Genomic DNA, 21,843 nt, shown 5'->3' with positions numbered 1-21,843 from the left:
GCAACGTGAGTGTTACGTGTGTAGGGGCGGGTTTCACTACTATCTTTTCGGTTGCACCCAGATGTAACTAAACCCGCCCCGACTCAGGTTTATAGAGTACTGGATATAATATAACTGTGAGTATTACCGGGGTTTGAAAACTTGCCAAAGAATAAAAATAGTAAAGCCGATATAGCCACACACGACGCTCCAATCTTGCCAATTATTAGAATTTGTGAAACCGTTATTACCCATTTTGATTTTCGATTTTAGTTTGAATTAAGCGACAGGGCGACCCGAATTTATTGAGTGGATTGGGGCTGTTCATTGATATCAGCTGATTGTATCTAGACATTAGAACTTTTTTTGCCGCAAACTGTTTTTATACCTAAAAGAAACTACAAATAAACTCTCCAGCGCCATCTGGTTCAAATGAAACAACCACTCCATCTTGGCGAACCCGGGTGCGATCGCGACAATTATAAATCTCTACCGGGCGTTTTACCCCATCAATACTCACGGCGGCTCGATACTGCCAATAATAGTTGGTAAAAGTATAGTCAAATATAGACAGACATAATTTCATTGCAGAAATTCCCTTCGCTTTTACTTTGAGAGATTAATTCTCCTTGGGTGAACTACGCACCTCTCTATCCCATAGCTGTTAAACGCATTTGGGAATGCTTTTCGTAAAATATTGTAGGAACCTATAACATCAGATTGAACAAGAAACCCCGGCTCTGTACGATATAAACCTCGTTTAATTCTTTTTCCTGAAAAAACGGGTTTTTCAGTGAGCTGTCCATAAACGGGGAGAGGATCTAAATTCAAAAAATTAGAAGCTGAGGTATAGGATTCTTCTTGAAGAATCACCGATATTCCTCGTAATTGACATTTGTAAATAATCATGTCAATTAATCGAGCATGAGGAACGGTCACAAATTTTTGATTGTTGACTTTTCCTAAGTTCACTTCTTGTTTACAACCGTCATTTTTCCCAATTACTAAAGTGGTGATATCTTGGTCAACTAAGAGATTGACTAAATAACGACTAGCTCGGTGAAGATAATTATCTATCTTCTGATTACGGCAACGGGTTAAACGACGAATTCTTTGGGAACTTTGACGATTGCTTTTTAACAGAGATTGTAACTTCGCTCGACGTTGGTTATAAAATTGATTTAGGCTTTTTAATGGTCTGCCATTAATCAACAAAGGAGTAAACTCCGGTTGATTTGAAGTTACAGCCATCAAATTATCTATGCCTAAATCTATCGCGGCTATCTTTTCATTTGGGGTTAATAACTGTTCTTTTTCTTCATAAATTACCTCAATTACATAACAATCGCACTTGGGGACAATCCTCACTTCTGCTATACGGTTAGCCACTTTACTGGTCAACTTGACGCTGAGCGGAGCCGAAGCGTCAATATTAGTTCCTGATAGCTTGACTAATCCTTTTCTTCTGGCTACTTTACTTATCGCTTGAATTGTATAAATTAGAAGATTTCGTCCTTTTTTTGTATCTTTATAGCCAGGAATTTTCGGTCTACCTATAAATTTATCGGGATGCTTTTTAAATTCAGAGTTCGCGGCGAAAAAAGATTTCCAGTTCCGCTCTAATCCTCTTAAAACTTGCTGTGATACTTTCGCCGGTAATGCTTTATATTGTTCTGTATCTTTCATCAAGGAAGCCATCTGATTATAAGTCAAATAACCCTGACCATAAATCCAGTTTTGACGGATGAGATAATTGGCAGAGTTATAAAGATTTTTAGACTGCCAAGATAAGCGATCTATCGACCTCCAAAAACGATGCCCTTTTTTGATTATATGTCTTTGGGCTAGTAGCATTATTGTCCGTGAGATTAAACTCTTGCATAAATACAAGCTATCAAGTCAGGTTTCAAGTTGTCCTCAATCGCCTCCCAAGTTATGATAGACAGTTATGATAATTGTACCAGACGGCAATTGATGACCTGTCAAATTTCCTTGTTTCTACCACCTCCAGGCAGTTCGATAACTGATTCCTGCTTTTTTGGCATAGTCTGAGAGTTTCATGTCTATATATTACACAACATGACTACATCTGACTATATTCTTATTGAAACTTTACAATACTCGCGGAGCGCCAAGCAAGCTACGTCATTCGTCATTTGTTATTAGAAAAATCCTCCCTCATCTCCCTCATCTCCCTCATCTCCCTCATCTCCCAGCGCTTTGATAGATGGGGATTATCACTTTGATTGTCAAATTGTCTAATTGCTTTGTTTGAACTTTACCCTCGACCCATTACACTATACACTAAGCTTAGAAAACTTAAGAAAAATTAATCGTTAAGTAAAAATACCTGTCTATCAGGGTTTCTTCAGGTTCAATACCACTGAAGAGGAAATTTGTATACCCCCACGAGATCATGTCGATGACTCAGTTTTTCCTTGACTCTGCCTGGTTAATACCTTGCTATGCCCTATTAGGTGCAATTTTAGCCGTCCCTTGGTCTCCGGCGATTATAAATCGTACCGGACCAAGACCCGCAGGCTATATTAATCTGTTGATGACCTTCATCGCTTTTTTGCATGGGTTGTTGGCATTACTCGCCATCTGGAATCAACCGGCTCAATCGGTTGTGATTCCCTGGCTACAAGTGGTTGATTTGGATTTATCCATTCCCCTAGAAATCTCGGCGGTTACGATTGGGGCGACAATGGTAATCACTGGGTTAAACTTCCTGGCACAAATTTATGCCATTGGTTACCTAGAAACCGATTGGGGATGGGCACGGTTCTATTCCTTTCTGGCATTGTTTGAAGCGGGAATATGCGCCCTTGTCCTTTGCGATTCCTTGTTTTTTAGCTACATTATCCTGGAAATTCTCACTCTGGGAACCTATCTTTTAGTCGGATTTTGGTTTAATCAATCCTTGGTGGTAACCGGTGCCAGAGATGCATTCCTGACCAAACGGGTGGGAGATTTAGTCCTATTAATGGGGGTGATTAGTATCTATCCCCTGTCTAAAACCTGGGACTTTTCTCAATTGGCAGACTGGGCAAGTACCGCTAATCTTGATCCGAAAGTAGCCACCTTGGTGGGTTTGGCATTAATTGCCGGTCCTATGGGTAAATGCGCCCAATTTCCCCTGCATTTGTGGCTAGATGAAGCTATGGAAGGACCCGTTCCCAGCACCATTTTACGGAATGCCGTGGTGGTTGGTACGGGGGCGTGGGTGTTGATTAAACTGCAACCCGTTATTGCTATATCTCCCGTTGCTGTATCCGCCATAATTTGGATTGGTGGAGTGACAGCCGTGGGTGGTACGATGGTCGCGATCGCACAAATCGATATTAAGCGTACTCTGTCCTATCTGGTAAGCGCTTATCTGGGATTGGTGTTTATTGCCGTGGGTACGGGACAAATCCAAACCGCCCTGTTATTAATGTTGACCTACGCCGTCGCCATGGGGTTATTGGTGATGAGTACAGGGGCGATTATTTGGAACAGTATTACTCAGGATGTGACTCAATTGGGCGGGTTATGGGCAAAACGCCCTGCTTGTGGGTTGTCTTACCTGGTGGGGGCGGCTGGATTGATTGCGGTTCCTCCTCTGGGCGGATTTTGGGCGTTTTTACAGTTGGGAGATTCTTTGTTTACCAATCACCCGAAACTCTTTGCCCTGTTGTTAGTGGTGAATGCTTTAGCCTCGTTTAGCCTATTCCGTGTCTTCGGTTTAGTCTTTGGTGGCAAGCCTAAACAAATGGCACAGCGATCGCCTGAGGTACATTGGCCCATGGTCTTCCCTATGATACTGCTGATGGGGTTTACGCTGCACGTTCCTTTACTCCTGGGGACATGGCAACTTTTACCGGAATGGGTAAGCCTGAATCCGACGGTGGCGGCTTCGCTGGTGTTGTCGAGTGCACTTGGTGGCGGTGCGGCGGCTTATATGTATCTGAGTAGCCAGGTGGAAAAGCCGATTCGATTTGGTTCAAAGGACCTGCAAGACTTTTTTGCCTACGATTTATATACCCAAAAGTTGTATCGGGTAACGATAGTGTTTCTGGTTGATTTGATTTCCAGAACGATTTCTTGGGTTGACCGCTATATCGTGGATGGTTTGGCTAATTTAGTCGCTTTTATGACGGTGTTTAGTGGGCAAAGCTTGAAGTATAATGTTTCGGGTCAAACCCAGTTTTATGCGTTGACTATTTTGTTGGGGGTGGCGTTATTGGGGTTTTTGTTGAGTTTGCCGATTTTGTCGCGTCTTTCGTTGATTGTTGGTGGATGATTTACGTTTTTGTCGGAGGTGTTGGTGGGGAAAGATGTGTTTTTTTAACGCAGAGGTACGCAGAGGTTAGCGCTCCAGGTAGCAGAGGGGTTAAGTGAGGTGGTGGAGGAATGGATGTGTCACTGTTTAGATGGATATTAAATGTAGAGACGTGCCATGGCGCGTCTTGAGGTTTGAGTTTATCGGGGCGGGTTTAATTTGAATCGTTTATAGTTATTTAGAGGCTGATGAACTTGCCCCGATTAAGTGGAAGCGTTTTAAGTTGGGAAGTTTGACGGGATTATGCTAAGTACGCTGATTGGGTTACCTGTTGTTGGTGCGATTATTATCGGGTTTTTGCCGGGAAAGGTGGCAAAAACACGACTCCGGGCGATTGCTTTAGCGGTGGCGACGGCGATTGTTCTGGTGACGTTGTGGTTAGCTACGAAGTTTGATATCACTTATTCCGGTTGGCAGTTTCAAGAGGAGTTAACCTGGATTCCTCAATTGGGATTATCCTACAAGTTAGGTGCGGATGGTTTATCGTTTCCGTTGCTGGCATTGGGGAGTTTGTTGAACTGGGTGGTTATTTTTAGTAGCCGCATTGATGTTGAACGAGTTCGCCTTAAATATGCGCTGATTTTGTTGGTGAATGCGGGAGTTACGGGGGCGTTTCTGTCACAGAATTTGTTGCTGTTTGTGCTGTTCTATGAATTGGTGTTGATTCCTTTGTATCTGTTAATTGCCATTTGGGGAGGAAGCAAGCGCGAATATGCGGCGATGAAGTTTCTCATCTATACCGCTGTGTCCGGAATTCTGATTCTGGCGGCGTTTTTGGGGATTACGTGGCTGAGTAATTCCACTAGCTTTAATTATGAGGCGATTCACACCCAAGGGTTATCGTTAACGACTCAGTTGGTTCTGTTGACGATTTTGTTGGTGGGATTTGGGATTAAAATTCCCCTGGTTCCCTTACATACCTGGTTACCTGATGCTTATGTGGAAGCGTCGCCTGTGGTGGCGATTCTGTTAGGGGGGGTTGTGGCGAAGATGGGAACCTATGGGTTGGTACGCTATGGGTTACAATTGTTTCCCGAAACTTGGTCGTTGGTAGCGCCGGGATTGTCGGTTCTGGGCGTCGTGAGTGTATTGTATGGTGGGTTTAGTGCGATCGCGCAAAAAGATATTAAACGGATGGTGGCGTATAGTTCTATTGGTCACATGGGGTATATTGTTGTCGCGGCTGCGGCGTTAACCCCGTTGAGTCTGTTGGGGTGTGTGACTCAGATGGTGAGTCATGGGATTATTCTGGCGATTCTGTTTTATTTGGTTGGGGTGGTGGAAACCAAGGTGGGAACTCGCGAGTTGGATGTTTTGAATGGGTTGATGAATCCAACTCGGGGTTTACCGTTGGTGAGTGCACTGCTGATTTTAGGGGGAATGGCAAGTGCGGGGATTCCGGGTTTAGTTGGATTCGTGGCAGAGTTTTTGGTGTTTCAAGGGAGTTATTCAGTGTTTCCTTGGCAAACGATTTTATGTATTTTTGCGTCCGGGTTAACGGCGGTTTATTTTGTGATTCTGCTGAATCGAACCTGTTTTGGCAAGCTGGATAATCGTCAGGCTTACTATCCGAAAGTTCTCTGGAATGAACAGGCGCCCGCGATTATTTTGGCGGTGATTATTTTCTTCCTGGGAATTCAACCAACTTGGTTGGTTCGGTGGACAGAAACAACCACAAATGCGATTGTTTCGGCGGTGCCAACTCAGGTTGATCAAGAAAATGTGGCGAGGGCGGATTCGTCATTCGTCATTAGTCATTAGTAATTAGTCATTAGTCATTCGTCATTAGTCATTCGTCATTCGTCATACTCGCTTTCATCGAGAAGCAAGCTACGTCTTATGTAGTTCTTTGACGTAAACAAAGGGCGGGTTTAGTTAAGTTAGGGGTTTGATCCGAAACGTTATTGGTAAAACCCGCCCCTACACCACTCATTCGGGGCGGGTTTAGTTACATCTGGGTGGGGGAAGAAACGATAGTTGTCAAACCCGCCCCTACACATTCAAAATGAAAAAATAAAAACTTGATAACCATGGTACAAACTCCAACAAAACCAGCAACAAAATTACCACCGTCTCAGCATGAATTTGCGGATATTGTTCATCGCTTAGAAGCTGGGGGGGCGATGGTTCCCGATACGCCGGAAAATCTGATGCAAATTATTGGGATTTGGAAGGCGTATGCGGTGCCAATGGATTTCTATTGGCGAGATTTGCTTTATATTGGGGAACGAGTCTTTTTGAATCCGTTTCCCTTCTTTAAATATTTCCTGCCGAAAGACTATTTAGAACTGCATAATCATTACGCGGGAGATGATGCGGATTTACGGATTTGGCGGGGTCAAGCAACGGCGCATCCGGAACTTGTGGAATTTATTGAGAAAGGGGAAACCCAGAAAATGCCCAAGTTATTGCATCACTTGTGGCATGACCGGATTAATATGGAGTTTGCTGAAGCCTGTATGCGGGCTATGCTTTGGCATCGACAGATGTACGCCCCGGTGAATCAGTTTGACCCGTATCTGGATACACAGGAATATAAGGACAATGCGAATCGGGCAATTCAGGCGTATTTTAAAGGAAATCCGGTGATGCTGGGATGGCATAAGCTGTTCCCAGAAATGTTTATCGAACAATGTCGTCAGGCGTCCTATTATAGTCTGTTGGGGCTATTTTGGGAAGTCATGGCACCGGTGTTCTTTGAGGTGTCTGATCTCTACGATGAAGGGAAAATTACTTCTGTACCCGAAGCGATGAACTTTTTGGTGAATGGCATATTCGCGATCGCGGGTCGTCCGATCTATCATCATGTTTATGTCAAAGGGGAATGCTATGAGGTGATTCCCAAGTCCAAGGGGTTTACCTGGCTGTATGAGGCGGCGCTTCCTTATGTGGAGTCGGTATTCTATCGCACGGCACCCTTTAGGGGGACGAAGTCCTATAATGCCCAAGCAGGGGAAGTACCGAGTGATCAGAAAGACTTCCATTATGGGGTTCTCTATGCGGATAAATTCCCGGTGGGTTCGGCGGGAGTTCCCCCCACATTACTGATGCAGGATATGTTACATTTCTTACCTCCTTATCTGCAAGCCTTCTATGAAAAGCGCTGTCGCCGTGAAAGTGATATCCTGAATCAAATTGGCGTAACCTTTCAGCGATCGATGTATTGTGTGACATCGGCGGTATTTCAGGCGTTACGAACCGCACTGTTGTATCCCTTAGATGACCCGAATCCGAAGCATTTGCAGGCGAATCGAGCCTTTTTTGAAGCGCAATTAGACCGATTCTGTCGTCCAGAGTACGGAATGCGGGATGCGGCGCGGTTAGGGTATATTCAGACTGCCGATTATCGGTAATATTGGTTTGAACAATTACCAGATCCCCGATTTCTCAAAGAAATCGGGGATCTAACTATATAAATATGCCCATAGATATAGGCAAAAAAACTTAAAATCTGCATTTTCCAGTTTAAAACGGATTAAGGTTACTCTGAATAAGACCGAATAGTATAAGAAGAGTAGAGGGGCTGGTGTCATCCTACAGCCAAGCTTCTACAATCTAAACTAAGATACTCGCATCGAGTTTGAGTCATTACAGATTTGGTCAGAAGGAGTTAAACCTATGAAAAATGAAGAAAATGAACCCGACACCCTTCTGGCTCAAATTGTGGCATTACAACAACAAGTGGGCGAGTTGGAGGACAAGGTTAATCACTATGAACAGCAACTGGCGCAGGAACGAGAAACGCGCCAGCTTGAAGTTGGCTTACATCTGGCTAACGAAGGATTCCAATTCGCCGCCCGAGCCGTGAATGCGCTCATTTATGATTGGCAGATGACCAAGAATCGGGTAGAACGAACGGATGGACTCACCAGTATTTTAGGCTATTCTCTCAGCGAAGCCAAACCCACCTGTGACTGGTGGCGCGATCGCATCCATCCCGATGATGTGGAACGAATGGCTCAGGAGACAGCCACGGCGTTGAGTCAGGGAGACTCCTATCAAGTCGAATATCGGGTTCGCCACAAAAACAATCACTATATTCCTATCTTGGATCAAGGACTGGTGGTGGCACGAGATGATCAAGGACATCCTATTCGGGTGATTGGTAGCACCATCGATATTAGCGATCGCAAACAAATAGAAGCCGCCTTACGGGAGAGAGAACAGCGCTTCAGCACATTATTTAATGGCATGGAAGATTGGGTACTCGTTTATCCCCTCACGGCTGACAATCAACCAGGACAATTAATTGAGGTGAATGAACAAGCCTGTAAACGGTTAGGCTATAGCCTACAAGAACTCCTCACCCTATCGATTGCGGATGTAGTGGACTTCCCCTTAGCTGATTTTAACCTCAGTTTCCAGAAATTGTTGCAAGAGAAACGAGTGGTTGTCGAATCAGTACATCGCACCAAAGACGGTCAAAAAATTCCCGTTGAAGTCAGTTCCACCCTATTTATGCTGGATGGTTTGCCCACCGTTCAATCCATCTGTCGAGACATTACTGAACGTAAACAGGAAAAGACAGCCCTACGCCGCAGTGAAGAACGATTTCGGGTTGCCCAAAATCTTTCCTTAGATGGGGTTACTATTCTAAAAAGCCTTCGCAATTCAGCCGGAAAAATTATTGATTTTGAGTGGATCTATGTCAATCCCATGGCGGCAAAAATGCTACATCATTCGGTTTCCGAGTTAGTCGGTCAACGCCTACTTAATATCCTGCCGGGAAATCAAAGGAATAGTGACTTATTTGAGCGCTATGTCAACGTCGTAGAAACCGGAGAACCCCATGATATCGAAGTGCGCTACGAATCCGAGGGAATTGTTGGCTGGTTTCGCAACATGGCAGTCAAGTTAGACGATAGCGTCGCCATTTCCTTTAGCGATATTACCGAACAAAAACAAGCCGAGTTAGCACTGCGGAAAAGTGAAACCGTTCTCAATGCCTTTATTGCCAGTTCCCCCATTGGCATAGCCTTTTTTGACCATGACTTACGCTATCTCTATGCCAATGAAGCCTTAGCCACGATGAATGGCGTACCCCTGAGCCAACATTTAGGTCGTACTCTTTGGCAGGTAGTGCCACAGATGGCACCTGAATTTGCCCCCATGCTGCATCAGATTTTACAGACTCGGCAACCGAGGCTGAACTTTGAGTTTAGTTGTGAAGTTCAACCGGGTGTTTATCGCCATGCTTTAGCCAATCACTTTCCGGTTTGCTTACCCGATGGTGAACTATTGGGAGTCGGTGTTACCGTCATGGAGATTTCTGAACTCAAGCGGGTAGAAGCCGCCTTACGCATGAGTGAAGCCTTTGCCCACGCCAGAGTGCAAGAGTTAGAAACCTTAATGGAAATTACCCCAGTGGCGCTTTGGATTGCCCATGATCCTGACTGTCATCAGATGACGGCTAACCGAACGGCGTACAATTTAATGCGGATGCCACTAGGTTCAGTGACAACTGCAACTCCTGTTGAGGGTTCCTATCCCCTGCCCTTTAAACAATATAAAAACGGACAAGAATATCTCTCCCAAGACTTACCGATGCAACGTGCGGCTAGAACCGGGCAAGAGGTGATTGATGAAATAGAATTTGTCTTTGAGGATGGCACAGTGCGCTTCATCTATGGCAAAGCCATTCCCCTGTACCACGACTCTGGTGAGGTGCGCGGCGTGATTGGCGCATTCGTGGATATCACCGAACGCAAACAGGCAGAACGGGAGCATGAACAACTTCTAGCACGAGAACGCGCCGCTCGTAAAGAGGCAGAATCCGCCAACCGGATTAAAGATGAATTTCTGGCGATTTTGTCTCATGAGTTGCGTTCTCCCCTGAATCCTATCCTAGGATGGACAAAGTTACTCCGCACTCGTCAGTTCGATCAAGCCGCAACCGATAAGGCATTGGCAACCATTGAACGCAATGCCACGATTCAAATTCAGTTAGTGGATGACTTACTCGATGTTGCCCGAATTCTGCGCGGAAAAGTGTCTCTGACTCGTCATCGGCTTGATTTAGCGATCACAATTAAAGCGGCGATTGAGACAGTGCAGTTGGCGGCGGAGGCGAAATCGATTCAAATTCAGACTCATTTTATCAGTAAGGTGGGTTTGGTTGAGGGTGATTCTGGGCGGTTACAACAAGTGGTGTGGAATTTACTCTCCAACGCGGTTAAGTTTACTCCATCCGGGGGACAGGTTGAGGTGACATTGATGGCGGTGGATGAGTTTGCCCAGATTACGGTAAGCGATACAGGTATCGGAATCTCTGCCGATATTCTTCCTCATATTTTCGACTATTTCCGTCAGGCGGACAGTTCCATGACTCGCCAATTTGGGGGATTAGGATTAGGACTCGCGATCGCGCGTCATCTTGTGGATTTACATGGTGGCATAATCCAGGCAGAAAGCCCAGGGGAAGGACAGGGGGCAACGTTTACTGTCAGATTAGCCCTACTCCCAGATAAAAAGCAACGAATCAGACATAACGCCCAGGATGGTTTAGAAAAGCCAAATACCCCTGCTCTGAAAGGGATACGCATCTTAGTTGTCGATGATGAGCCAGACACACGAGAACTAATTGGGATTATCTTACAACAAGTTGGAGCAGAAGTGATCACAATGGCATCAGCCGAGGAAGTGTTGTCACAATTTAACCAGTTAACCCTGGATATCCTGGTGAGTGACATTGGTATGCCCCAGATGGATGGGTATGGTTTACTGCAACAGATTCGGGGCATGTCCTCAACCCAAGCCCAGATACCTGCGATCGCATTAACGGCGTATGCAGGGGAATCCAATCAGCAAAAAGCCCTAGCCGCCGGATTTCAGCAGCATCTGGCAAAGCCTATTGACCCCAATGATTTGATCCAAGCGATCGCCCGGTTAGTTGAACAGAGAAATAAATGAGTAGCTTTACCTTAATTACGTCTATTTGTCAATCCCCTTCCAGGCTGATTCTATGAAACGTCTGTAAAGATTTCCTGACAACTTTGAAGAGTTGGCAAACTCTCCGGATTTTTCACCCATTGAGCGCCATTGGCTGATAAAACTGAATACTAGAGAACCCTAAATTTTGAGCCAAGCACTTTATCTAATCATGCCAACTCATCCCAAATAAAGCTGTCAACATTGTTACAAAACTTAAATTATTGCTAACTCTACAGGGTTAACTATAAGGGTGAATCCTTGAGGTTAATTGTTAGCAAATTAGAGAAAGAAATGTCCTTTCTCGATTAATTGTAATGCAAGTTTTTAGGTAGAGAAATTAGCTCTCCCTGAGGGGGAGCTTTTCTGTTTTTATGAACGTTTTAACTTCACAAAAGCTTTATAGAAAGTTCATTTTAACTTTATTAATCTCCGTAAAAACACGGTTATAGTTAAATTGTGGTCAGAGAAAAGCAGCGAAACGAACCTCAAGAACACAGTCGTTTACGTAATTCCTCGTAGACTACACCGAAGCAACAAAAAAAAACGTAATTAATTCACGGAGTAAAAATAAATGTCTAATCCTATCAATGACAACTTTGTAGATAGCATTCAATTGAGCGGTGCTTCAGTCAGTACCACGGGAACGAGTGTGGGAGCCACTGGGGAGATAGGTGAACCCTCTCAAAGTGGAAGTACTGATTCAGTCTGGTGGTCTTGGACAGCACCTTCATCGGGTCAATTCACGATTGATACAAATGGCAGTAACTACGACACTTACTTGAGCGTCTTTACAGGTAACGCTGTTAACAGCTTAACCACAGTTGCTCAAAATGATGACGGTGGTATTGGCTTCCAAAGTGAAGTTTTACTGAATGCAACTGCTGGCGAAACCTATCACATTGCCGTATGGTAGTTCTGCTACGGATTATCTCAATGGTGGCGCAGGTAATGACACCCTTTACGGAAATGGCGGTAGAGATACCCTTATCGGTGGTCGTGGTGATGACTTAATCTACGGTGGTTCATGTCCTGATCATATTCTTGGTGGCGAGGGCGACGACATCATTTACGCCAATGGTGCCAACAATGGCGCTGACTACATTGATAGTGGTGTTGGCAATGATACCATCTGGCTGGGTAACGGTGATGCCGAGGTTGTCCTCTCAGAAGGAGCTGGATACGATGTGATTAATAACTTCCAGCTTGGTCAGACTTCTCTAATCGTCAGTGATGTTAGTGCGTTGAGTTTCGCTGATAGTGCAAATGGTGCCCAAATCTATCAAGGCAGCGACTTGTTAGCCACCGTGAGTTGGCAGTCTGCTAGCACATTTGCCAATAACACGAATGACATCTTTGTCGCCGCCTAGATATTTCGTCTGATGTTTTAGTCTTTCTTAGTCTGCATATTAGTCTAATCGAACCAAGCGGGAGATGCAACGTATCTCCCAATTTTTTTTGTCAGAGTCGTACATAGCACTTTTCATCACTCAGCAATTTCATGATTATTACTAAGATAGGCTTCCACAGCGTCTTGGTGTCGGAGATAATAAACAATTGTGGTATAAACATCAGTTGTTGTTATCACTGGCACAAAAACCTTTACTCATAACAGTTTTGCCTAACATGAATCCCTACGCTATTATTCATCAAACTCAACGCCAACGAGTCAGCGATGGTATGACGCGATCGCTCCTGGAAAACTGCGAGAATGCGCCCCGTATCCTGGTACTCGTTTGGTCTCAACTGGGTGACTTTGACACGCTCGAATATACCTTCTGGTTACAGCGAGAAGCTGAACAGTTGCAAGGGAAGGGAATCGCCATTCGCGCCGTGGGGATTGGCAATCTGGATTCAGGAAAACAGCTTTGTCAGTATACCGGATTTCCGGCGGAATGGTTGTTTGTTGATCCAGAGGCTCAATTGCATCGCCAGCTTAACCTCTATCCTGGGTTAAATTTCAAACTTCCGGGACTCTCTACCACGCAAACCGCCTGGTTAAATCTACTTTTAATGTGTGCGGGGATTGGTAGCCCAGGTACACTCGCCGAAGTGTTTCGCGGTTATCGGGGCGATCACAACGCACCTCAGCTTATTGGCGATGAGGAAGTTGTCAAGGCGAAACCCTTACCCCCTCTCAAAGGCTCATTTTTTCAATTCGCTGGCGGAAGTGGATATCAGCGCCCCTTTGAACTCGCCACTTTGAGACTACGGAATATGGTAGAAGTGTTAAGCCATTGGAAAACCTATGTCCCCAATCCCGCTTATATGACACAGCGAGGTGCAACCTTCCTATTTGACGCAGACGGGAAGCTACTGTATGAACATCGCGATCGCGCAATTCTCGGCTTTGCTGCCAACATGAGCCGTCCCTTATCATTTTTAGATGAAATAGGGTAAAAGGGTAGAAGGGTAGCTCGCATCGATTCCGGAATACAAGTACAGACAATTGGTGATTGAGTAAGAAAGAAAGTTTTATGTAGGAGCTGGTTTTACTATTATCATTTTTTACCTCACCCAGATGTGACTAAACCCGCCCCGATGTAGAGACGTAGCATGCTACGTCTCTACTCCTTCAAAGATATACCCCAATCATGAACTATTGTTTTCCCAAACCCAATTACCATTTCCTCTGGATTCCAAGCAATCTTCTCCTCAGCCTTCTCATCTTCATCAGCACAGCCAATGCCCAAATAATCCCCGATAACGATAACTTTTCAACCAACACAAACATTACCAATAGTGAGATTCAAGGCGGAATCAGAACCGGAAATCATCTTCTCCACAGTTTTGAGGAATTTTCTATTCCTACCAACTCCCAAGCCATCTTTAAACTGACCCCCCAAAACCTAGACATAGAAACTATTATCAGCCGTGTCACAGGCAACAAGACATCCATCATAAATGGCATCCTTGCCGCAGATGGCACCGCTAACCTAATCCTGATTAACCCCAACGGAATTATAGTTGGTGCGAATGCACAACTCAATATCGGTGGCTCCTTTTTAGCCAGTACCGCCAACAGTATTATTTTTCCCAATGGCAGTGAATTCAGCACCACCAATCCCCAACTCCCCCCCCTGCTCACCATTAACGTACCCATTGGCTTACAGTTTGGTAAAAATCCAGCACCAATTATTAATCAAGCAAATAGTAATCTGTCAGTAAACCCCGGTCAAACCTTAGTGCTGGTAGGAGGAAATTTATTATTAAACAAAGCTAATTTAACAGCACCACAAGGACGAATTGAATTGGGGAGTGTGACCAGTTCCGGACTCGTTCATCTAACTCCAATAACCCCAGGTTTTGCCTTAGATTATTCCGATATACAACAATTTGGCATCATTGACTTAACCGATGCAACAGTTATCAAGACCAGTGGTTTAGGGGGTGGCGCAATTCGGGTGCGGGGGGGACAAGTCACCCTGACTCAACACTCAAACCTAGTGGCGGAAACCGTCGGTAATGTGAACGGCGGCGGGATTGATATTCAGGCAAATCAGGTAACATTGCAACACGGTGCGTTTGCTTCGACCTCTACATTTGGTACAGGTACAGGAGGTCATCTAACTATTCGTGCTGACCAAGTGAACGTGACTGGCACAACTCCTCTAGAACCCTCACGACAGCTTCTATTCAGAACATTTGATCCCCTTAATCCTAGTAATGGTTTATTTAGCGTAAGTCGTGGACAGGGGGATGCTGGACATTTAACCATTGAAACCAACCAATTGATTGTGCAGAACGGCGCGGCTATTTTAACCACCGCATTGGCTGGAGGTGATGGTGGCGATTTAACCTTAAACGTTTCGGAGTTTGCTGATTTAATGGGTGGGTCTCTGTTAGCGACAGGAACCATCGCTCAAGGAAATGCAGGTGATTTGACCATAACCACAAATCAATTGCGAGTGCTAGAGGGTACATCCTTAAGCACCACTCCTGGCGATACCAGTCAAGGTGAGGGGGGGAATTTGACCGTAACGGCTGAAGGGGTAGAACTCAGAGGAACCCCAGCCGATGCTGTTGTTCCTGGCGGGTTGTTCACAACAACGCTAGGTGCGGGGGATGCGGGTGATTTTACGCTGAATACAGGTCAACTCATTGTTGCTGATGGGTCACAAATCTCAGCGTCAGGGGCGGGTGGGGGACGAGGGGGAAATCTGATGGTTAACGCCGATACAGTGGACTTGAGGGGAATTTCTGCTGATGGTCGGTTTTTGAGTGGGTTGTTTACCTCGTCATCGTTGTTAACCGTAGAAGGACAAGGAGGAACAGCACCCGCTGGAGATTTAATGATTACTACGCGCCGATTAAGTGTCCAAGATGGCGCTCAAATTTCCGCCGCCACCGGGGGGGCAGGTACAGCCGGAATGTTAACGATTAATGCGACGGAATCAGTCACAGTGGCGGGTGTGGCGACGGGTGTTGATCCCGGTGTCGAACGTGTCTCCTTTGGCATCATTGGTGATGGTATCGTACCCAGTGCGATTGAAGCCAATACCAGTGGTGCAGGCGGTGCGGGGGATTTGCAGATTCAAACGGGACGGTTAAATGTGTGGGATGGCGCAGAAATTGGCGTCAGGGGGACTGCATCGGGTGCTGCTGGTAATTTGGATATTATTGCTGATTCGATTTGGCTGGACAATCAAGGGGGAATCAGCGCCGCTACAGTGGCGGGGACAGAGGGAAATATTCGACTCGACGCCTCGAATCTGTTGCTGCGGCGCAATAGTCGGATTACCACGAATACCGAGAATAGTGATGGGGGTAATATCAGGATCAATACCGATGCTTTAGTCGCGATCGATAATAGTGACATCACGGCTAATGCTCGTCAAGGTCGAGGCGGTCGTGTTAGTATTACCGCTCAAGGTATTTTTGGTACTCAGTTTCGGGATGAACTGACTCCCAATAGTGATATCACTGCCACATCAGAGTTAGGACCACAATTTAATGGTCTGGTCACTTTAAATATTCAGGGAATTGACCCGAATCGGGGATTAGTTCGCTTACCGGAAAACTTTACTCAACCCAGTGATCAAATTGCCACAGGTTGTGTCGCTGAAACCGGAAACTCGTTTGTTGTGACGGGACGCGGTGGATTACCCGAAGACCCCAGCCAAATTTTGCGCGGTCGCACCCTTTGGCAAGATTTGCGAGCTGTAGATTTGGATGAAGAAAATCTGGAGAAGACGGAACATGAAGACAATCGACAGCAATTTCCTTCGTCAAGAGAGGAAATACAGCCAGAGGAAAACCTGACCTCTCGCCGTTCTTCTATTGTGGAGGCTAAAGGATGGGTTATTGATGACGATGGTAATATCGAACTGGTGGCGAATATGCCTAATAATAGACTGAGGGGGCTAGAGTCATCCAGAACATCTCATTGTTATTAAATAAAACAGTAGGTTGGGTCGAGGTACGAGACCCAACAAACCTTGGCTTGAGACTGTTGGGTTTCACTCCGTTCAACCCAACCTACACCGATACTGAAGGGGGTGGAGTTGTCCAGAAAAGATTTCACTCCGTTCACTCCAATTTACTTAAGTAACGAATTAAATCAACAATCACCGATGGACAGTTTTATTCAGCAAAAATTATTGACTTCACTTTTATTGACAGGGAATCTGCTTGTTGGTTTGCTGGCTTCAAGTAGTCTGACTCAAGCACAGGTTATACCTGATGATACATTGCCCAAAAATACAGTTGTCACTCAGAATGGTAATCTCACTGAGATTCAACAAGGGACAAGAGTAGGTGATAATCTATTCCACTGAAAATCAATCAACTGGTGGCTTACAGGTAGATTCCCTTCAAACCTTAGGTTTAGTTGGTGGCGAACTGCAGTTTTCGGGAGGACATTTGACAGCACCCCAAGGGCGAATTGAATTAGGTAGTGTTGGTGCGAATAGTTTTGTCCAGATTACGCCAACGATTAAATGGATTATTAATTCCCAAGGTCAAGTTGAGTTAGTGGCTCATGTTCCTGAAGTTACTCCCCACAGTTCCTGGTATAAATCAGCAATATGCTTAAATGAGTAATCACATTGTTGTCATGGCGATTAAAATCGCTGCTACACTTGCCCTTGCGTCCGCCTGCGCGGACTGGATATTATGACTTTTTTGCCTCGCATCAGACTGAAAACAGTTATCAGGCGATCGCGAACTCAAAAAATAGCGCTAATCCCCTCACGTCTCAAGGTTATCAGTCGCTGTATCGGGTTAGGATTACTCACATTGTTCCTGATAACCTGGGTTTTTCCCACCCAAGCACAGCATCCGCCGATACCCCTGACGGGATCAACTCAGACTCAATTCTTGAGTAGGGAACTCTTAACAGGGAACAGGGAACAGGATATAAACTCAGTTCAGGAGAATGACAAGGCTTTAACTCAACTCGAACAAGGCAAAGCCCTCTATGCGGCGGGGCGCTTTTGGCAAGCGATTAGGGTTTGGCAACAGGCGATGCAAGGGTACCAAGCTCAAGGCGATCGCATTCACTATGCCCTGAGTTTAAGTTATCTCTCCTTAGCCTATCAAGAGTTGGGACAATGGCAGGAGGCGGAACAAACGATTACCCAAAGCTTAAATCTAGTCGCTAATCTCCTCAAACCCACCCCCACTCATCAACGCCTTCTCGCTCAACTGCTGAATACTCAAGCCAGTCTCCACTATGCCCAAGGACAAATGGAAGCGGCTTTAGAAACCTGGAAACAGGCAGAACAGGCGTATCAAGAGGCGGGGGATCAAACGGGTGTATTTGGGTGCCAAATTAACCAAGCCCAAGTTTTACAAGCGTTGGGACTCTATCGGCGATCGCAGATTACCTTAGAGCGAGTGCAAACCCAACTCCAAACTCAACCCGATTCCTTACTCAAAGCCGCCGGATTACGCAGTCTGGGCGTCGCGTTGCAAGTGGTGGGTAATCTGGAGGAATCACAACAGGTTTTGCCGCAAAGTTTAGCAATAACTCAGCGCTTCGATTCAGCATCTGACCAAAGTGCGACGCTATTTAGCCTAGGAAATACAGCTAGAGCGTTACAGGAATTTGAAGATGCGATCGCCTATTATCAACAAGCCGCGTCAATAGCAATCAGTCCTCTGAGCCAAGTTGAAGCCCAACTTAACCAACTCAGTTTGTTGATTGAGACTCGAAATTGGACAGATGCTCAAGCTTTAGTTCCCCAAATTCAGGTTCAATTATCCAATTTACCCCTAAATCGGGCGGCAGTTTATGCTCAAGTGAATTTCGCTGAGAGTTTGATAAAAATGGGAAGCAGAGGTGTACAGGTGCAGGGGAGCAGAGGTACAGGGGAGCAGAGGGAGATGGGGGAGTTATCTCAACACTTAGTCAGGGCGGGTTTTGTCAAAACTTTACCATCAATAGCTAACAGAAAATCCCTAAACCCGCCCCTACACACTCACGCGCCATGCCCTCGAAGGTTCTGAAGGGTTTCCCCGCGCGATCGCACAATTGTTAGCTAGAGCGATCCACCAAGCCAGACAGCTTAATGATAAGAGAGCCGAGTCTTACGCCTTGGGTCAATTGGGACATCTTTATATGGAGACACAACCGATTGAACCGGAGTTAAAAGAGAATGAGATTAAGACCCTCGTCTTTGTTCTGGATGGTGCGTTGCGAAATTTGCCCATGGCGGCGCTCTACGATGGACAGCAGTATCTGATCGAAAACTACAATATCGCGCTATCCGTAGGATTACAACTGATCGAACCGCGATCGCTCCTTCCCCAACAACTGAAAGCCTTAACCGCTGGACTCACCGAGGCACGGGACGGTTTTCCGGCTCTCCCCGCCGTGAAGTTGGAAGTGGAAAACATCGCTGCCCAAATTCCGACTAAGGTCTTTTTAAATCAACAGTTTACCCATCAAACGCTGCAAGAGCAAATTGAGGCAACTCCGTTTCCTATCGTTCATTTAGCGACTCACGGGCAGTTTAGCTCCAAAGCCGAGAACACATTTCTGCTCACTTGGAATGGGCGCATCAAGGTGAAAGATTTGGATCAACTCCTGCAAGTCAGACAGCGACAGAATACCAACCCGATTGAACTGCTCGTTCTCAGTGCTTGCCAAACGGCGACAGGGGACAAGCGAGCAGCGTTGGGATTGGCTGGATTAGCCGTGCGATCGGGCGCTCGTAGTACTCTAGCCACCTTATGGTCAGTTAATGATGAATCGACGGCTCAGTTGATGGTTGAGTTTTATCGACAACTCACCCAATCTCAAGTGAGTAAAGCTCAAGCCCTGCGTCAGGCTCAACTCACTCTTCTACGTCAACCGAATTATCAGCATCCCTTTTACTGGGCGCCCTTTGTTTTAGTCGGAAATTGGCTTTGACTCAAACCCTTTTCCCTGTTGCCGATTACCTCATATTTACAAAAATAAAGAATTTATGTTGATTGGTAAGGTTCATTACACGTTATGATACGATACTTAGTATTAAATACTAATAAGGGGTGTGACCCTACACTCTACAATAAAAACTAAATGTTAAATGGGGTGACACATCCAGGGTGGTAGGTACTCTCTAATCTTTCTCTCTCATCTTTCAGTTGCTCGACTAGGGAATTGGTATGCTCACAAATAAATAGACAAATCGTCATTATTTTAGTATAATACCAGTCTTATTTGTTTGTCTGTTATGGGATGCCGCTTAGAATCCCTGTGATGCACTACAGCTCATTCTTCTTCACGAGGGTTTTTGATCATGGCTTGGAAACATACACCTCAACCTCTTGCATTTTTATCAGTAGGTCTTGTCTTGAAGCTGCTCCTGGTGAGTAGTTTACCAGTACCATTACGTGCTGAAACGATACCCCTGTCTGAAACAGCCAGTGCGACCTTTATTCCCGACCGGAAAGGAGCGCCCCAAGATTCAGCCGGGGGAGCCTCACGGGATGGTGGTGTCTGTCCCAACGATATCAGTAATCTCGAAACATCAGTCACACCGTTCCAATTAGCCACAAATCATGGATTCACGGTAGCCGAACGTCCCACATTTTTTGTTTACATCCCACCAACAGTAGCTCAAAACGCTGTATTTATTCTCAAGGATGAAACAGAAGAGTATTTTTACCAAAAAACCGTATTACTTCCTAACCAGAGAGGTTTGGTCAGCTTTAAACTACCCATTGATGCACCAACTCTGGAAATTGGCAAGACCTATCAGTGGTCGTTTTTACTCATTTGCGGACAATCCCTCCGACCCGATAGTCCTAAAGTAGAAGGGCAAATTCAGCGCATTCAACCTGATCCCGCCTTACTCAGCAAACTTCAGCCATGGTCTCCTGTGGATAGAGCCGCTTTTTATGGAGAGGAAAGTATTCAGTAGACGTTCCCTCCCCTTTCCCCCTCCCCGAACCTCTCCCGACGCCTCTCCTACAAGGAGAGGGAAGCGGAATATATTTTTTATTTGGAGGGGCTTTGATGCTCCCCCTTGCCACCCCTTTCGTTCTCCCCTTGAAGGGGAGATGAGTAAGGACGAAGCTTTTTCTTCACGGAAGGGGGCTGGGGGGTTATGTTTTTCCAATTCGTCAAAGGAGGAAACTTGCAAATTACGAACGAGTTAACCAACCACTCATTTGAGTATTACTACTTTGTCTTCTTTGGGGTCACTCTTGCCCGATACTTTCTTATCGCTGGGGGAGCCTACTGGCTCTTTTATGTAATTCTGGAGAAGTTCCTCGCCAAAAACAGTTTGCGTCTGAAGCCACTGAAGAATGATTCCATTAGACATGATATCTTATTATCAGTTTTATCGGCAATTGTTTTTGCCTTTTGTGCAGCGCTAATCTTATCAGAGTACGGTTTGGGAGTAACGCTCCTCTATACTAACCCCTATGACTATGGACTATGGTATCTAGGAGTTAGTTTTGTGGCGGTGCTTATCCTTCAGGATACATACTTTTACTTTATCCATCGCCTTTTTCACCACCCTTGGCTGTTTAAGTGGATGCATTCTGGACACCACCGTTCGGGAGAACCAACCCCCTGGAGTTCCTTCGCATTTGACCTTCCAGAAGCAATTATACAGTCACTCTTCTTTGTCGTTATAATCTTTATCGTCCCGCTCCATTTCATCACCTTGGCGGCGGCACTGATTACGATGACAATATGGGCAGTAGTGTCTCATCTGGGATTCGAGCTATTTCCCTCATCATTTCTTCACCACTGGCTGGGGAAGTGGTTTATCGGGGCAACCTATCATTCGATACATCATCGCCAGTACACCGTACACTACGGATTATACTTCACATTCTGGGATAAGCTGCTCGGTACTTAACTGCCTTGGATGTCATTCTCAAACATAACAAAACTGAGTTAGAGATGCGATCGCTCTGTTCTACTCGCCTTAACCCTCAAATTACATTGTCCTGTTGCGATCGCTCTCTTGTCTAGGACATCGGTCAAGAAACCGGGTTTCTTTGGCTCAAAGGTTGATATGGCGTTGTCATCCTCACGAGAAACCCGGTTTCTAGGAATACTTGACCGGCGCTCTAGACGTATCAGTTTGAAGCGAAACACTTAATTTTTATTAAAATTTAATCGATATTTGTTTATTTTTGTATCTTTATCTCATCAAGTATGCTTAGCT

14 protein-coding genes and 1 pseudogene are annotated in these 21,843 nt (G+C 45.4%); 13 read left to right on the top strand and 2 right to left on the bottom strand.

The annotated features are described in order from the left end of the window. Window positions 1-367: 367 nt before the first annotated feature. Both RIG27_RS22105 and RIG27_RS22100 read right to left on the bottom strand, forming a co-directional pair. Window positions 368-565: a hypothetical protein gene (locus RIG27_RS22105; protein WP_446348729.1), complete on the bottom strand. Its 198-nt coding sequence runs from the start codon at window positions 563-565 to the stop codon at window positions 368-370. Between the two features lie 20 nt (window positions 566-585). Beyond that, window positions 586-1,833, bottom strand: coding sequence for an RNA-guided endonuclease InsQ/TnpB family protein (locus RIG27_RS22100; RefSeq protein ID WP_446348727.1), 1,248 nt, complete (start codon window positions 1,831-1,833; stop codon window positions 586-588). Window positions 1,834-2,401: 568 nt separating this feature from the next. Between RIG27_RS22100 and RIG27_RS22095 the strand changes: the two genes are divergently transcribed. The 13 genes and pseudogenes from RIG27_RS22095 (at window position 2,402) to RIG27_RS22035 (ending at window position 21,531) form a co-directional block, all read left to right on the top strand. Next, a complete protein-coding gene (locus RIG27_RS22095; protein WP_446348725.1) occupies window positions 2,402-4,264 on the top strand; it encodes an NAD(P)H-quinone oxidoreductase subunit F in 1,863 nt (620 codons plus the stop codon). Between the two features lie 282 nt (window positions 4,265-4,546). Further along, window positions 4,547-6,064 carry an NADH-quinone oxidoreductase subunit M gene (locus RIG27_RS22090; RefSeq protein ID WP_446348723.1) on the top strand — a complete coding sequence of 506 codons (1,518 nt, stop codon included), beginning with the start codon at window positions 4,547-4,549 and terminating at the stop codon, window positions 6,062-6,064. A gap of 269 nt (window positions 6,065-6,333) precedes the next feature. Beyond that, window positions 6,334-7,656 carry a CO2 hydration protein gene (locus RIG27_RS22085; RefSeq protein WP_446348721.1) on the top strand — a complete coding sequence of 441 codons (1,323 nt, stop codon included), beginning with the start codon at window positions 6,334-6,336 and terminating at the stop codon, window positions 7,654-7,656. Between the two features lie 265 nt (window positions 7,657-7,921). Then, window positions 7,922-11,212, top strand: a complete 3,291-nt coding sequence (locus RIG27_RS22080) for a PAS domain S-box protein (RefSeq protein WP_446348719.1) — start codon at window positions 7,922-7,924, stop codon at window positions 11,210-11,212. 592 nt (window positions 11,213-11,804) lie between these two features. Further along, entirely contained in the window at window positions 11,805-12,146 is a 342-nt protein-coding gene (locus RIG27_RS22075; protein ID WP_446348717.1) for a hypothetical protein, read from the top strand. Then, window positions 12,106-12,600: a hypothetical protein gene (locus tag RIG27_RS22070; RefSeq protein ID WP_446348714.1), complete on the top strand. Its 495-nt coding sequence runs from the start codon at window positions 12,106-12,108 to the stop codon at window positions 12,598-12,600. Before RIG27_RS22075 ends, RIG27_RS22070 begins: the two co-directional genes overlap by 41 nt. Window positions 12,601-12,856: 256 nt before the next feature. Then, on the top strand, window positions 12,857-13,630 hold the full coding sequence (locus tag RIG27_RS22065; RefSeq protein WP_446348712.1) for a peroxiredoxin-like family protein: 774 nt from the start codon (window positions 12,857-12,859) through the stop codon (window positions 13,628-13,630). 194 nt (window positions 13,631-13,824) lie between these two features. Further along, window positions 13,825-16,626 carry a two-partner secretion domain-containing protein gene (locus RIG27_RS22060; RefSeq protein ID WP_446348710.1) on the top strand — a complete coding sequence of 934 codons (2,802 nt, stop codon included), beginning with the start codon at window positions 13,825-13,827 and terminating at the stop codon, window positions 16,624-16,626. A 177-nt stretch (window positions 16,627-16,803) separates the two neighbouring features. After that, window positions 16,804-17,007 (top strand): hypothetical protein, encoded by a 204-nt coding sequence (locus tag RIG27_RS22055; protein ID WP_446340607.1) that lies wholly within the window; start codon window positions 16,804-16,806, stop codon window positions 17,005-17,007. Beyond that, window positions 16,988-17,272 carry a hypothetical protein gene (locus RIG27_RS22050; RefSeq protein ID WP_446340608.1) on the top strand — a complete coding sequence of 95 codons (285 nt, stop codon included), beginning with the start codon at window positions 16,988-16,990 and terminating at the stop codon, window positions 17,270-17,272. The genes RIG27_RS22055 and RIG27_RS22050 overlap by 20 nt, the downstream gene beginning before the upstream one ends. 72 nt (window positions 17,273-17,344) lie before the next feature. Next, window positions 17,345-19,586: pseudogene (locus tag RIG27_RS22045) on the top strand (CHAT domain-containing protein). Window positions 19,587-19,956: 370 nt separating this feature from the next. Then, window positions 19,957-20,580 (top strand): DUF928 domain-containing protein, encoded by a 624-nt coding sequence (locus RIG27_RS22040; protein ID WP_446348708.1) that lies wholly within the window; start codon window positions 19,957-19,959, stop codon window positions 20,578-20,580. Between the two features lie 216 nt (window positions 20,581-20,796). Continuing rightward, a complete protein-coding gene (locus RIG27_RS22035; RefSeq protein WP_446348706.1) occupies window positions 20,797-21,531 on the top strand; it encodes a sterol desaturase family protein in 735 nt (244 codons plus the stop codon). The last annotated feature ends 312 nt before the right edge of the window (window positions 21,532-21,843 follow it).

The sequence above is a fragment of the Coleofasciculus sp. F4-SAH-05 genome, assembly GCF_040222985.1.
In the GTDB taxonomy this organism is placed as follows: domain Bacteria; phylum Cyanobacteriota; class Cyanobacteriia; order Cyanobacteriales; family Coleofasciculaceae; genus Coleofasciculus; species Coleofasciculus chthonoplastes.
The sequence above is the reverse complement of the archived record's forward strand: the minus strand, read 5'-3'. Positions and strand labels throughout refer to the sequence as shown.